Genomic DNA, 14,297 nt, shown 5'->3' with positions numbered 1-14,297 from the left:
TGCCGATTCCCCTGTTCGCTCGTCAGCGGCCCATGACCGGGAGGTGCAGATTGACCTTGAGGCCGGGATTGTTGTCTTCCAGTTCGATCTGCCCGCCGTGCAGCCGCGCCACGGCGGCAACGAGGCTGAGACCAAGGCCCGAGCCCGGCGTGTTGCGGCTTGCTTCGAGGCGCACAAAACGTTCGAGCACATGATGCCGTTCGCCGGCCGGAATGCCGATGCCGCGGTCGGCAACGGCGAGAACCACGCCGCGGCCCGGACGCGCCGGATCGGGCATCGCGGACACCGTGATGATGTGCTCGGCGTCGCCGGACTGCGGAAGGCCATGCTTTAGCGCGTTGTCGATCAGGTTGGCGGTCGCCTGCGACAGCAGCTCGCGATTGCCGCGAATCTGCAGTCCTTCTTGCACGTCCACCCGCAGGGTCAGGCCGCTCTGCTCGGCGACAGGCTCATAGAGTTCGGCGGCGTCGTTGACGATTGCGGCGAGGTCGACCCACGTCATCGCCTCGCGCAGCGACCCGGCTTCGGCGCGTGCGATCATCAACAGCGCATTGAACGTGCTGAGCAGATTGTCGGCCTCGGCGATGGTTCGCTCGAGCGCATGGCGGTAGTCGGCGGGGGAGGCTTCCTGCATCAACGTGACTTCGAGGCGATTGCGCAGGCGGTTGAGCGGGCTGCGGAGGTCGTGGGCGATGTTGTCGGTGACCTGTCGCATGCCGGTCATCAGCGCTTCGATCTGGTCGAGCATCGCGTTGAGATTGCGGCCGAGCTGGTCGAGCTCGTCGCCGGTTCCGGCGATCGGCAGGCGCTGCGAGAGGTCGCCATCCATGATGTCGCGGCTCGACCGGTTGATTTCGTCGACGCGGGCCAGCATGTTGCGGCTCATAAACAGACCGCCGGCAAGGCCGAGCGCGACCGTCATGGCGATGGCCCAGATCAGCGCATTGGTGATGAGGTTTTCGATCTCGCGGCGCTCCTGCACGTCGCGGCCGACCAGCAGGTAGTAGCCCTCCGGCAGAAAGAAGGCGCGGGCGCGGGCGGCCTTCACTTCGGTACCGTCGAGCGTCTTGCGGTTGTAGTCGAAGTCGAACCAGCCATCGGCGCCGACCTCGATGGCGGGGCGCGCGTCCAGCGTGCCGGCGAGGACGCGGCCGGCCGGATCGAGCACCAGATAGAGACTCTGGCCGGGATCGCGCGAGCGCTGGATCACCGTATGGACCAGCAGCGGCAACCCGCCCTGCCGGTATTGTTCGGCAAGACCGGTGATTTCGGCTTCCACCGCCTCGTCGGTCTGGCGCGCCAGAAAGCCGGCGGTGTTCCAATAGACATAGGCCAGAAGCGTGATCGCCGAAGCGGCGAACAGCGCCAGATAGATGACCGCGAGCCGAAAGGTCGAGGTCTTGAGGAGATTAGTCAGCGGCACGTAGCGAGTATCCGGCTCCCCGAACGGTATGCAAGAGCGGCTGTTCAAAATTCTTGTCGATCTTGGCTCTCAGCCGCGAGATATGCACATCGATCACGTTTGTCTGCGGATCGAAATGATACTCCCAGACGTTCTCCAGCAACATGGTCCGCGTGACGACCTGGCCGGCATGCTTCATCAGATATTCGAGCAGGCGGAATTCGCGCGGCTGAAGGTCGATTTCGGTGCCTTCGCGGACCACCTTGCGGGCGAGCAGGTCGATTTCGAGATTGCCGACCTGGAGGCGGGTGCGGACCTGATCGGGGTTGGAGCGGCGCACCAGCACTTCAATGCGGGCCAGCAGTTCGGCGAAGGCATAGGGCTTGGTCAGGTAGTCGTCGCCACCCGCCTTCAGGCCCTTGATGCGGTCGTCGACCTCGCCCAGCGCGGAGAGGAAGAGCACCGGTGTGCGCACGGCCTCCTCGCGCAGCGTCTCGACGACGCTCAGGCCGTCGCGCTTGGGGAGCATGCGGTCGACGATCATCACGTCGAAGGTGCTGGAGAAGGCCAAGGTCAGCCCTTCCTCGCCATCCGCCGCATGGTCGACGATGTGCCCGCTTTCGCGCAGGCCCTTCACGACATAGGCGGCGGCTTCCAGATCGTCCTCGATCACCAGAATGCGCATCGTTCGATCAAACTCCCGTATCGCGGCGGCGGCGGATAGGGCGCGGCGCCTAGGACTTGTTGAGCGACAGCGCGACGAAACGCTGCTGTTCCTCGCTGCGCAGAAGCAGAAGCACCGAGCTCTTGTCGGCCTTGCTCGCCTCTTCGACGCCGGCAACGACATCGCTGGGCTTTTTCACGTCCTTGCCGGAGACTTTCACGATCACGTCGCCGGGCCGTATGCCCTTTTCGGCCGCGTCGCTCGCGGGATCGACGCTCTGCACCACGACGCCGTCCGGCGTCTGCGTCAGCGCAAGGCCGAGGCTCTTCGTCGCGGTGGCGGCCGGCGCTTCGCCCGGCTCGGCGGCCGCGACATCGACCGTGTCGGGGAAGGTGCCGATATTCGCCGTCAGCGTGCGGCGCTTGCCGTCGCGCCAGACGACGATCTTCGAGCGCGTGTCGGGCTTCAGTTCGGCGACGGTGCGGCTCACCGCGCGCACGTCTTCCATATCCTTGCCGTCGACGTTCAGAATGACGTCGCCGATCTGGACACCGGCCTTTTTGGCCGGGCTGTCGTCGGCGACCTGCGCCACAAGCGCGCCTTGCGGCTTGTCGAGCGCGAGGGAGGACGCCATCTCGGAGTCGACCTGCTGGATCGTGACGCCGAGCCAGCCGCGCGTCACGCGGCCGCTGTCCTTCAGGTCGGCGATGACCTTGGAGGCGATCGAAGCGGGAATGGCGAAACCGATGCCGACGCTGCCGCCGCTCGGCGAGAAGATCGCCGTGTTGACGCCGATCACGTTGCCGCGCACGTCGAAGGTCGGGCCGCCGGAATTGCCGCGGTTGATCGAGGCGTCGATCTGGATGAAATCGTCATAGGGACCGGCGCCGATTTCGCGGCCGCGCGCCGAAACGATGCCGGTCGTCACCGTACCGCCGAGACCGAAGGGATTGCCGACCGCCAGCACCCAGTCGCCGACGCGAACCGTGTCGGAATCGCCGAAGGCGACATAGGGCAGATCGGATTTGCTCTCGACCTTGACCAGCGCCAGATCGGTCTTCGGATCGCGGCCGACGAGCTTGGCCGGCATTTCCGTGCCGTCGTTGCGGACCACCGTGATGTCCTTGCCGTCGCCGACGACATGATTGTTGGTGACGATGTAGCCGTCGGCCGAGATGATGAAGCCCGAGCCCAGCGCGGTTGCCTGACGGCCGCGCGGTGCGTTGCCCGGGTCCTGCGGCTGCAGATCGCGGAAGAAGCGCTCGAAGGGGCTGCCGGGCGGGAATGGCAGGTCGGGCGTGCCGGCCGGTGCGCGAACGCTGCGCTCCTCGGCAACGCGAATGCTGACCACGGCGGGGCTCACCTTCTCCACCAGATCGGCGAAGCTCGGCAAACGTTCAAGCTCGGCGGTGGCGGGTGCGGCCGATCTTGTGTCGAGCGGCTGCGCCTGAACGCCCGGCGCAACGAGCGCCAGCGCCAACGCGCCACAGGCCATGGAAACGAAGTATTTCTTTCCGCCGGTCGTCATCGCGATCAACTCCTGTGGATACGGGCCGCCCGGGACGGCGGCAATCATTGCTCGATAGGCTTTGAGGATCAGCATCATGTCCCGATCCTTACCAATTCATGTCTGGGATATTACAAATCTGTAAGGCGAAAAGAAGGCGGCCCTATTCGGCCTTTTCGGCGTCGTCCGGGCCGGTCAGGGCCGCCAGCCGGGCTTTTTCCTCGGCTGTGAGCCGGGGACCGGCGCCGGCGGCGCGCACCCGGCGCAGGGTCAGCAGTACGATGCCGCCGCCGACGATCAGCACGAGGCCGGGCGCCAGCCAGAGCAGCCATGTCTCGGGCCTGAAAGGCGGGGTCATCAGCACGAAATCGCCATAGCGGGCGACGACGAAATCGAAGACTTCGGCGTCGCTGTCGCCGGCGCGAATGCGGTCGCGCACCACCATGCGGAGATCGCGCGCCAGTTCCGCATCGGAATCGTCGATCGACTGGTTCTGGCAAACCATGCAGCGGAGTTCTTTGGAGATGGCGCGGGCGCGGGCTTCCGCGGCGGGGTCGTCGAGCATCTCGCTCGGGTCGAGTGCGGCAAAGCCCGGCGCGGCGAGCGCCAGCAAAAGCAGAAAAGCCGCGAGGCCCGTGCGCATCGCCCTACTCTGCCGCGGCGGGCCGCGCGCCCGCATGGATTTTTGCATTGACCGGAGCGCCGACGCGCAGGCGCCGGTCGGTCAGCGATATGGCGCCGCCAAGCGCCATGATCATGCCGCCGATCCATATCCACGGCGCCAGTGCATTGCGGTAGGCGCGCACGACCCATTTGCCCTCGCCCGCCACGTCCCCGAGTACGACATAGATGTCGGAAACCAGATTGGTGTGGATGCCGGCTTCGGTTTTCTCCTGACGCTCGGCCGGGAAGCGGCGCTTCTCCGGCATCAGGCGGGCGACGAAGCGTTCGCCGCGATCGATGCGGACGATGCCTGTCGTCGCCTCGAAATTCGGCCCGTCGCGCATGCCGACCGCTTCAAGCGTCAGCGTGTAGCCGGCAAGTTCGGCGCTTTCGCCCGGCGCGAGTGCGACGATGGTTTCGGCGCGCCATGCTGTGACGCCGACAATGCCGGCAACCGCGATGCCGAGGCCGCCATGCGCCAGCGCCATGCCCCATGCGGCGCGCGGCAAACGGCGGACGCGGCCGAGGCTCTCGGCCAGGGGCGCCGAAAAGAGTTTGATCCGGTAGGCGATCTCCGACGCTGCACCGGCCACCAGCCAGACGGCAAGCGCGATGCCGAGCGGTGCGAGCCAGGGCCCGTCCCACATGAAACCGTAGGCAACCAGCATCGCGACGAAGGCGAGCCCGGCCGCAGCCATCAGGCGCTCGGCGGCGGCCTGAATGTCGGCGCGCTTCCAACCAAGCAAGGGCCCGAACGGCACCAACACAAGCAACACAATGAAAATCGGTGCGAAGGTGAGATTGAAGAAGGTCGGGCCAACGGTAATCTTCGGCCCGTCCAGGGCATCGAGCAGCAGCGGATAGAGCGTGCCGAAGAATACGGCGGCGGTTGCGGCGGCAAGCAGCAGATTGTTGACCAGCAATGCGCCTTCGCGGCTGACCGGCGCGAAAATGCCGTCCGTCTTCAAGAGCGGCGCGCGCCACGCATAAAGCGCCAGCGAACCGCCGACGAAGAAAATTAGAATACCGAGAATGAAGATGCCGCGCTCGGGATCGACGGCGAAGGCATGGACCGATGTCAGCACGCCGGAGCGCACGAGGAACGTGCCGAGCAGCGACAACGAGAAGGCGATGATGGCGAGCAGCAGCGTCCAGCTCTTCAGAGCGCCGCGTTTTTCGGCGACGATGGCCGAGTGGAGCAGCGCCGTGCCGACGATCCACGGCATCAGCGAAGCGTTCTCGACCGGGTCCCAGAACCAGAAGCCGCCCCAGCCGAGCGTGTAGTAGGCCCACCACGAACCCATCGCGATGCCGATGGTGAGCGAGAGCCAGGCGGCGAGCGCCCAGGGCCGCACCCAGCGCGCCCAGCTTGCGTCGACACGGCCTTCCAGCAGCGCCGCGACAGCGAAGGAAAACGTCATCGAATAGCCGACATAACCCGCATAGAGCCAGGGCGGGTGAAAGGCGAGCGCGCGGTCCTGGAGCAGCGGGTTGAGCCCTGTGCCCTCGAAAGGCGCGGGGTCGAGCCGCACGAACGGATTGGAGGTGAAGACGACGAAGAGCAGGAAAGCGACCGCGATCGAGGCCTGCACCGACAACACGCGGGCGCGCAACGTTGCCGGGAGGTTGGCGCCGAACAGCGCCACCATCGCGCCGAACAGCGCGAGGATCAGCACCCAGAGAACCATCGAGCCTTCATGGTTCCCCCAGACGCCGGAAATCTTGTAGATCAGCGGCTTGGCCGAATGCGAATTGTCGTAGGCGAGTTTCAGCGAGAAATCGGAAACGAGGAAGGCCCATGTCAGGGCGGCGAAGGCGAGCAGCACCAGCGCGAATTGCAGCAGCGCCGCCGGCCCGGCAATGCCCATCAGCGTCGCGTCGCGGCGATGCGCGCCCAGCATCGGCGCCACCATCTGCGCGACGGCAACGGCAAGCGCCAGCACCAGCGCGAAATGGCCAATCTCGATAATCATCGCTCGACAATCATGGATAAGCGCCCTGCCCGTAGGTCTCGGCGTGCGACGCCTCGGCGCCTTCGCCCTGCCAGTTGCCGGTGCGCTTCAGCGCGTCGACGACTTCGGGCGGCATGTAGGTTTCGTCGTGCTTGGCAAGCACCGTGTCGGCGGCGAAGCTTCCGTCTTCCAGCAGCACGCCCTCGGCGACGACGCCCTGCCCCTCGCGGAACAGGTCCGGCAGGATGCCGCGATAGGTAACCCGGATCGTCTCGACCATGTCGGTGACCGCGAAGCGCGCCGCGCCGTCGGCAAGCGTTTCGACCGAACCCGCTTCCACCAGACCGCCAAGGCGGATGCGCTGGCCGGGCGCGACTTCGCGTTCGACGACGTCGCTCGGGCTGTGAAAGAAGACGATGTTGTCGCGCATCGCATAAAGCACCAGCCCGACGGCGAGCGCCAGAATGGCAAGACCGATAGCGATGAATGCGGCGCGGCGCTGCTTGCGCGTCATGGCGTTTCCTGTTTTCCGGACGCTCTGTTGTCGGCCGGCGCGGTGTGGACGAGCTGAGATATAGCGGGACGAGGATAGCCGATCAAACCGCTAAATGGTCGCGGTGAAAGAGGTTTTCCCCGGAAAATGGCTATTCAGAGCCCCAATATCATTCGCGTTGCCGGGCCGGCGATGCCGTCGGCAACGAGCCCGTGTTCCTTCTGGAAAGACTTCAATGCGCCTTCGAGCCCGGCGTCGAAGACACCGTCGACATTGATCGCATAGCCGTCCCTCACCAGCGCCTCTTCCAGTGCGCGAACATCGGCGCCGGTCATGTGGGGCTGTGTCAGGCGCAGGTTGCGCGTTGCGGCATCGACGGCCGAGACCGGCACCGGCGGCCGGTAGTCGAAAACGGTCTGGTCGATACGAACGCCGCGCACCGCGACCGGCAGCGCGAGTTGCCAGTTCTTTGCGCCGATCAACGCCTCGAAGGCATCCATCCGGTAGACGGTTTTGCCGAGCAGCGGGTTTGAATGCGTCGCCAGCCAGTTTCGGCGTTCCTTCACATAGGCGCCGATCCAGCCGCGCTCGCCGGTTTTCGACGGCAGGCCGACTTTCGCCACGGTCCGGTCGCGCATCGCCGCCCATGAGCCGTGGATCGTGCTGTCGTAAACGACCGCCAGCGACAGCGCTTCGGCAAGACCGAGCTTCGATGCCGCCTCGGCGGAGGGACGCCAGAAGACGCGGTCGAAAAAACTGTCCTGCGTTTCCTGCATCGCGGGGTCCGCGCCGGCGTCTTTCAGCAGGCCGCGAAATTTCATGTCGTTGTCGAGCCGCAGGTCGATGTCGGCGAGGCTTTGCAGATAGGGCCTCAGCGCCGCCGCATAGGCTGCGCCCGGCGCCGCGCAATAAGCCTTGATCAGCAGATAGAGATTGCCGCTGCCAAGCGTCGTCTGCGCCATGCCGTAGGTCAGGTGTCCGCTGTCGCCGGCCAGCAGCGTCACGCGACCATAGTCACCGAGCGCGCGTCCCGTCTCGAAGATATTGACGATGGCTTTTGCCGTCTGCTTCTGAATTTCGCTGAGCATGATCCCCCTCCGCCGCGAGTCGGCGACCATGTTAGCCCGGCACGGACGGGGGTGGGGATTACTTCGGGGCGATTTCCGCCTCAACGGCGGCGATGCGCGCCTCGACCGCCGCAGCCCAGGCGGCGTCTTCGGGGGCGCCGGCCAGCAGCTCTTTCCAGCGGGCGAGCGCGGCGTCGCGGCGGCCTTCGTCGTAATCGGCAAGGCCGAGGAAATATTGCGCGCGCGGTTCTCCCGCATCGAGGGCGGCGGCCTTCTCGAAATCGGCCCTGGCGCCCGCCGTCACCCGGCCTTCGGCAGCCAACACACGTGCCTCGCCGCGCGCCGCCAGCCTTTCGGCTGTCACGCCATCGAGGATGATCGCCCGCGTCCAGGCGCCTGCCGCGTCGTCGTAGCGGCCGAGACGCAGATAAGTCGGCGCGACCAGCTCCCAGCCTTGCAGATCGTCCGGCTGCTCCTTCAGCCGCCGTTCGATACGAACGATCAATGCCTCGACCGGCAGGGTGTCGGCCGGCGCCGCAAGCCGCGCCGCAATCGGCCGGTCCGGCAGGCCGGGCGACCCTTCCTGCAGGTAGATCGCCAGCGCCAGCAGCGGCACGCCGAGCGCCAGCACCACGGCCATGCCCTTGCGCCAGCGCGGGTCCGCTGTCTCGCCGCAGCGCGCCGCCTCCTGCCGCATCTCGTCGGCGGCGAGCAGGCGGCGTGAAACCTCGATGCGCGCCGCATCGGCCTCGGCCTCGCCGATCACGCCGCGATCGACGTCGCGGCCGATTTCGGCGAGCTGGTCGCGGTAAAGCGCAACTTCACTCTCGCCCGCGTCGGCGCGCGTCCTGCCGGTCCGCAAGGGCCGGAGCAGGAACGTCACGACGATGCCGGCCAGAAGAGCAAGCGCGACGAAGAGCGGAATGTCGCCCGAAAATGCCAAGGACACAGCCTTTCGCGAGGGTCTGTAGCGGGACGCCCCTTGTATAGAGGCTCGCGCGGGCACGCAAAAGCGGCGCAGGGACGCAGGCCCGCTTTGCGGATCGGACCGCGGCGGCTAGGCTCCGGCGCAATTCGGAGAATCAGGAGGGCGCGCGTGCTGCGGATCGTCAAAACAGGGGGATTGGGGCTTGCCGGCCTCGCGCTTGCGGTGCTCGCCGTCATTCTGGTCAGGGGCGCCGTCGAGACCCCCGCGCGCATCGACCCCGCACCGTTGATCGAACGCGCGGCCGATTACGACGTGCTCATCCGCCGCGACGAATGGGGCGTGCCGCATATTCTCGGGACGAGCGACGCCGATGCCGCTTTCGGCGTCGGCTTCGCCCATGCCGAGGACGATTATGCGACGATCGAGGAAGTCGCTATCGCGACACGCGGCAATCTCGCATCGGTGAAGGGCGAGAAGGCGGCGGTCGGCGACTATCTCGTTCATCTGATGCGGGTGTGGGAAACGGTCGAGGCGCGCTACGAAAGCGACCTCAGCGCGGAAGTGCGGCGCGTGATCGAGGCCTATGCGGACGGCGTCAACTACTATGCAGCCCTCAATCCGGACCGGGTAACGCCCGGTTTCCTGCCGCTTACAGGCAAGGACATTGCCGCCGGCTTCATGTTCAAGACGCCGTTCTTCTATGGGCTCGACAAAACGCTGACGGCGATTTTCGAGGGACGGATCGGCAAGGCGGGCGGCTTGTCCAAGGAAGGCGTCGATGCGTTCCTGCCGACGCAGACGCCGCTGCCGGTCGGCTCCAACGCCGTCGCAGTCAGCCCCGCGCGCTCGGCCGACGGCAAGACGCGGCTCCTCGTCAATTCGCACCAGCCTTTCACCGGTCCCGTCGCCTGGTGGGAGGCGGTGGTGCGCAGTGCCGAAGGCTGGCATGTGGCCGGCGGATTTTTCCCCGGTACACCGTTCATGCTGCATGGCCACAACCGGCATCTGGGCTGGGCCAACACCGTCAACGAGCCCGACCTCATCGACGTCTATGCCCTGACGCTCAATCCCGACAATGAAGACCAGTATCTCCTCGACGGCGAATGGCGCGACTTCGAAAAGCAGGTGGCGGAAATTCGCGTCGATCTCTGGGGACCGTTCTGGTGGACGGCGGCGCGCGACGTTCTGTTCTCGGAGCACGGGCCGGTGCTGAAGACCGACGCGGGCGCCTTTGCCGTGCGCTATGCAGGCATGGGAGAGATCCGGCAGGTCGAACAATATTACGCGCTCAACAAGGCGACGCAGCTCGGCGAATGGATCGAGGCGATGAAGCTGCAGACGCTGCCGAGCATCAATTACATCTATGCGGACCGGCAGGGAAACATCGCCTATGTCTACAACGCGCAGTTTCCGGCGCGCGTCGAGGGGCCGGACTGGTCGGGCGTCGTCGCGGGCGAAGATTCAAGCCTGATCTGGCAGGGTTACCTGCCTTTCGAGGCGGTGCCGAAACTCTTCAATCCCAATTCGGGCTTTCTCTACAACGCCAATAACACGCCCTTCCGCGCCACGGCGCCGCACGACAATCTGCGGGCGGAGCAATTCGCCGCGTCGATGGGCATTCAGACCGACATGACCAACCGGGCGATGCGCGCCGAGGAAACATGGGGCGCCGACCGTTCGATCACGGCCGAGGAATTCCGGACCTACAAATACGATCTGAAATACAGCGACGGCTCGAAAATGGCGCGGCTGATCGAGGAGGTGTTGCAGGCGGATGCCGATGGCGACGCCGATCTCGCCGAAGCGCAGCGTATTCTGGCCGGATGGGACCGCGTGGCGAACAGGGAGAGCCGCGGCGCGGCGCTCGGTGTGTTGATGGCCGAGCCCGTGGTGCGCGCCGGGCTGATGGGGCGCGATCCGCCCGCCGCGCTCGACACGCTGCGCGACGCCATCGCAACGCTGAAAACCCATCACGGCCGTCTCGATCCGCTATGGGGCGACGTCAACCGGCTCCGGCGCGGCGATGTCGACCTCCCCGTCGATGGTGGGCCCGACACGTTGCGCGCCATCTATGGCAGGCTCGAAGCGGACGGCACGCTGACCGCGCGCGGCGGCGACACGTTGATCATGTTCGTGGAATGGGACCGGCAGGGACGGCTGACGTCGGAGAGCGTTCACCAGTTCGGTTCGGCGACGCTCGATGAGACTTCGCCGCATTATGCCGATCAGGCGCCGCTCTTTGCGACGATGCGGACAAGGCCTGTGCGTTTTGAGGAGGAAGACCTCGAGGGTCACATCGCCGAGAGCTACAGGCCGGGCGAGCGGTGAACTAAAGGATCGCGCTTTCCTTCGACGGCGTATCGCGGCCGACGACGCGCGACAGCGGCAGGTCGACATAGACCGTCGTGCCGGCCTCGACCTGGCTTTCGATGGTCAGCGTGCCGCCATGCAGTTCGGTCAGGTGCTTGGCGAGCGGCAGGCCGAGCCCGGTGCCTTCGTGGGTGCGCGACAATGAGCCGTCGACCTGGGTGAACGGCGTCAGCGCGCGGGGGATATCGTGTTCGGCGATGCCGATGCCCTTGTCGATGACGGCGATGCGCAGGCTTTCGGCGCAAATCTGCGTCTCGATCCTCACCGTGCTTCCGTTGGGACTGAACTTCACGGCGTTCGACACGAGGTTGATCAGCACCTGCTTCAAGGCCCGTTCGTCGGCGACGAGGAAGATCGGCGGCGACGGCAATTCGCATTCGATCGTGATATTCGCTTGCTGGGCGCGATGGCGCACGATGCGCATTGCCGCCTGGACCAGGTGATCGAGTTCGGTTTCGTCCTCATGCAGGTTGAAGTGACCCGCTTCGATTTTCGAGAGATCGAGAATGTCGTTGATGAGGCTCAGCAGGTGAACGCCGCTGTCGTGAATGTCTTCGGCATATTCACGGTAACGCGGATTGCCGACGGGGCCGAAGAGCTCGCGCTCCAGCGCTTCCGAAAATCCGATGATGGCGTTCAGCGGCGTCCGGAGTTCGTGGCTCATGTTGGCCAGGAATTCCGATTTCGAGCGGCTTGCCGCCGTCGCCTGGTCGCGCGCCTCGCGTAGCGTCTCGGCTTCCTTGTGACGCGCGGTCACATCCTGAATGCCGATCAGCAGCGCCGCACGGCCCTGGAACTGCACCGTTGCCGCCGAAACAAGCGCCCATATCGTCGAGCCGTCGCGCCGCGTCAGGCGGAACTCCACCGGCACGCCGGCGCGGCCGCTGACCAGCAGGCGCTCGAGACGGGCGTCGAGGTTTTCCTCGGTGAAGAAGGTTCGAACGTCAAACCCCGCGGCGTCCTCTTCCGAAATATCGAAAAGTTTCAGCGCCGCGATGTTGGCCTGCACCAGCTTGTAGTTGGCCGGGTCGACCAGCGAAATCGGCAGCGGCGCGGCATAAAAGAGGCTCTGGAAGCTTTCCTCGGTGGCGCGAACGGCCTGTTCGGCTTCGCGCCGCACCTCGACTTCGCGCTTCAGCTGCTCGTAAAGTTCCTGCTGACGGACAAGCGTCAGAAAGCCGTTGCGGCGCAGCCGGTTCGCCGCGCGCACCATCTCGACACCGATCGCATTGACGACGACGAATAGTGCGGCGATCTGTGCCAGCGCGGCCGGCGACACGTCGGCAAGCCAGGGGCAAATCGCGACGAAGGCGACGCTCAGCGCCAGCGAATTGGCGAGCGTCGCGCGCAGCGCCGTCGGCATTCCGACATAAAAGGCGAAGATGACCACGACCACGGCGAGCAGGCTGGCCGCGAAATCGGTTTGACCGAGCACCAGCGAAACGGGCGAGACAATGGCGACCAGCGCCTGCATCGTCATCACGCAGCGCAGGAATTTCCGGTTGTCGTCGTAGGATGTGTACCGTTTGAGCGCCGTGAGCGCGACGGCAAGCGTCGCCAGCCTGGCCGCCATCAGCGCCACAAAGGCCCAGCCGAAGCCGATCAGCAGAAGGTCGAAGGCCGACCAGCCGACGAAGATATAGACCGCGATCAGGACGGCGCGCAGACGGGAACGCGTTTCGGCCCAGTTGGCGCGCGCATAAGTCTCTTCCAGCGCCCGGTCGGCGAATTCGCCGGTCCAGCGGAAAGCGCGCTCGACCGACGGCCCGGCGGCGCCGGAATCGGGCAAAGCTTCTCCGGCCGTGTCCTCGGACCCCCTCACGCGGCTTCCCTTCCCACAAATGGCCCCGGTCGACGTGTCTCCCCACCCGTCGAGTGCCGGTACAGTACGGGTCAAAGCCTAAATAAAATGCAAAATTTGCCCCGGCGGCCTTTCTCAAAACCGGCGCGCCGCCTATCGTTTCGGCACCTGTCCGGTGTACGAAAACGAGACAGGACAAAGGATCAGGGAGAGAGACGGCATGACGGAACGGAGCGGCGGGAATTCGGCGCAGGGCATACTGGCGGGCATCCGCGTGCTCGATTTCGGCCGCTATATCGCCGGCCCCTATTGCGCGGCGCTTCTGGGCGATATGGGCGCCGAAGTCATCCGCATCGAAAGGCGCGAAGGCAGCGAAGACCGTTTCGTGCAGCCGATCGTCCCGGATGCCGGTCCCGGCGCGGGCGGCGAAGGCGCGATGTTCCTGCAGATGAACCGCAACAAGAAAGGTCTGACGCTCGATCCGATGACGGAGGCGGGACGCGGTATCGTCCGCCGCCTGGTCGCCACCGCCGATGTCGTCGTCGCCAACCTGCCGCCCTCGACGCTGAAGGCGATGGGTCTCGACTATGAGAGCCTTTCGGCGGCGAAGCCCGACATCATTCTCACCACCGTCTCGGCCTTCGGTCATGGCGGCCCCTATAGCGAGCGCACAGGCTTCGACGGCGTCGCACAGTCGATGGTCGGTGCGGCCTATCTGACCGGATACCCCGAGGAACCGGTGAAGAGCTACGCGCCCTGGGTCGATTTCGGCACCGCCTCGCTTTCGGCCTTTGGCACGATGGCGGCGCTGATGGAACGTCAGAAATCCGGCAAGGGCCAGATCGTCGAGGGCGCGCTGCTATCGACGGCGCTCGCCTATTTCAACTTCCACCTGATCGAACAGCAATTGCGCCACACCGATCGCGTGGCGATCGGCAACCGCTCGCCCTATGCGGGACCGGCCGACATTGTGCGCACGAAGGACGGCTGGATACTGGTGCAGGCCATCGGCGCGCCGCTCTTCAAGCGCTGGGCGCGGCTGATGGGTGAGGATCACTGGCTCACCGACCCGCGCTTCAAGGACGATCTGGCGCGCGGCGACAACGGCGCGGTGCTGTCGGAACGCACCTCGCGCTGGGCGGAGACGCGCACCACCGAGGAAGCGCTTGCCGAACTCGAAAAGGCGCGCATTCCGGCCGGGCCCGTCTACTCGCCGCAACAGGCTCTCGACGACCGGCATATCCGCGAAATGGGCTATCTGAAGCCGCTGGATTTTCCGGGCCTGCCGGGTCCGGCGCCCATCATGGAAACGCCGCTGCGCCTGTCGCGCACCCCGGCCACGATCCGTGAGCGCGCGCCGGTTCTCGGCGAGCACACCGACGCCATTCTGGGCGAGCTTGGATACTCACCCGCCGAGATCGCGTCGTTTCGCGCCGAAGGGATCGTCTGA

At 65.7% G+C, this 14,297-nt stretch carries 11 protein-coding genes; 2 read left to right on the top strand and 9 right to left on the bottom strand.

Features of this window, described 5'->3' with window-relative positions; translation table 11 throughout:
• Window positions 1–22: 22 nt before the first annotated feature.
• From KF719_RS15245 to ccmI, 8 genes are all read right to left on the bottom strand, one after another.
• Window positions 23–1,423 (bottom strand): HAMP domain-containing sensor histidine kinase, encoded by a 1,401-nt coding sequence (locus KF719_RS15245; protein WP_293509754.1) that lies wholly within the window; start codon window positions 1,421–1,423, stop codon window positions 23–25.
• Window positions 1,410–2,087, bottom strand: a complete 678-nt coding sequence (locus tag KF719_RS15240) for a response regulator transcription factor (protein ID WP_293509752.1) — start codon at window positions 2,085–2,087, stop codon at window positions 1,410–1,412. The genes KF719_RS15245 and KF719_RS15240 overlap by 14 nt, the downstream gene beginning before the upstream one ends.
• 49 nt (window positions 2,088–2,136) lie before the next feature.
• Complete coding sequence (locus KF719_RS15235) at window positions 2,137–3,672, bottom strand: DegQ family serine endoprotease (RefSeq protein ID WP_293509750.1); 1,536 nt, start codon at window positions 3,670–3,672, stop codon at window positions 2,137–2,139.
• Between the two features lie 64 nt (window positions 3,673–3,736).
• On the bottom strand, window positions 3,737–4,216 hold the full coding sequence (locus KF719_RS15230) for a cytochrome c-type biogenesis protein (RefSeq protein WP_293509748.1): 480 nt from the start codon (window positions 4,214–4,216) through the stop codon (window positions 3,737–3,739).
• A gap of 4 nt (window positions 4,217–4,220) precedes the next feature.
• Window positions 4,221–6,209, bottom strand: coding sequence for a heme lyase CcmF/NrfE family subunit (locus KF719_RS15225; RefSeq protein WP_293509746.1), 1,989 nt, complete (start codon window positions 6,207–6,209; stop codon window positions 4,221–4,223).
• A 10-nt stretch (window positions 6,210–6,219) separates the two neighbouring features.
• Window positions 6,220–6,702, bottom strand: coding sequence for a cytochrome c maturation protein CcmE (gene ccmE / locus KF719_RS15220; RefSeq protein WP_293509744.1), 483 nt, complete (start codon window positions 6,700–6,702; stop codon window positions 6,220–6,222).
• Between the two features lie 134 nt (window positions 6,703–6,836).
• Window positions 6,837–7,769: a peptidoglycan-binding protein gene (locus tag KF719_RS15215; protein ID WP_293509742.1), complete on the bottom strand. Its 933-nt coding sequence runs from the start codon at window positions 7,767–7,769 to the stop codon at window positions 6,837–6,839.
• Between the two features lie 58 nt (window positions 7,770–7,827).
• Complete coding sequence (ccmI, locus tag KF719_RS15210) at window positions 7,828–8,691, bottom strand: c-type cytochrome biogenesis protein CcmI (RefSeq protein ID WP_293509740.1); 864 nt, start codon at window positions 8,689–8,691, stop codon at window positions 7,828–7,830.
• Between the two features lie 153 nt (window positions 8,692–8,844).
• Here ccmI and KF719_RS15205 point away from each other — a divergent pair, with 153 nt between their 5' ends.
• The gene (locus tag KF719_RS15205) at window positions 8,845–11,004 is read left to right on the top strand and encodes an acylase (RefSeq protein WP_293509738.1); all 2,160 of its coding nucleotides are present in this window, start codon (window positions 8,845–8,847) and stop codon (window positions 11,002–11,004) included.
• 1 nt (window position 11,005) lies between these two features.
• On the opposite strand, the gene KF719_RS15200 is transcribed toward KF719_RS15205, so the two are convergent.
• Complete coding sequence (locus tag KF719_RS15200) at window positions 11,006–12,835, bottom strand: PAS domain-containing sensor histidine kinase (protein WP_293509736.1); 1,830 nt, start codon at window positions 12,833–12,835, stop codon at window positions 11,006–11,008.
• A 232-nt stretch (window positions 12,836–13,067) separates the two neighbouring features.
• On the opposite strand from KF719_RS15200, the gene KF719_RS15195 reads away from it, so the two are divergent.
• Window positions 13,068–14,297: a CoA transferase gene (locus tag KF719_RS15195; protein WP_293509734.1), complete on the top strand. Its 1,230-nt coding sequence runs from the start codon at window positions 13,068–13,070 to the stop codon at window positions 14,295–14,297.

This window comes from Parvibaculum sp. (genome assembly GCF_019635935.1).
Lineage (GTDB): Bacteria > Pseudomonadota > Alphaproteobacteria > Parvibaculales > Parvibaculaceae > Parvibaculum.
Note: the sequence above shows the minus strand (reverse complement) of the source record. Positions and strands in the feature narration are given on the sequence as shown.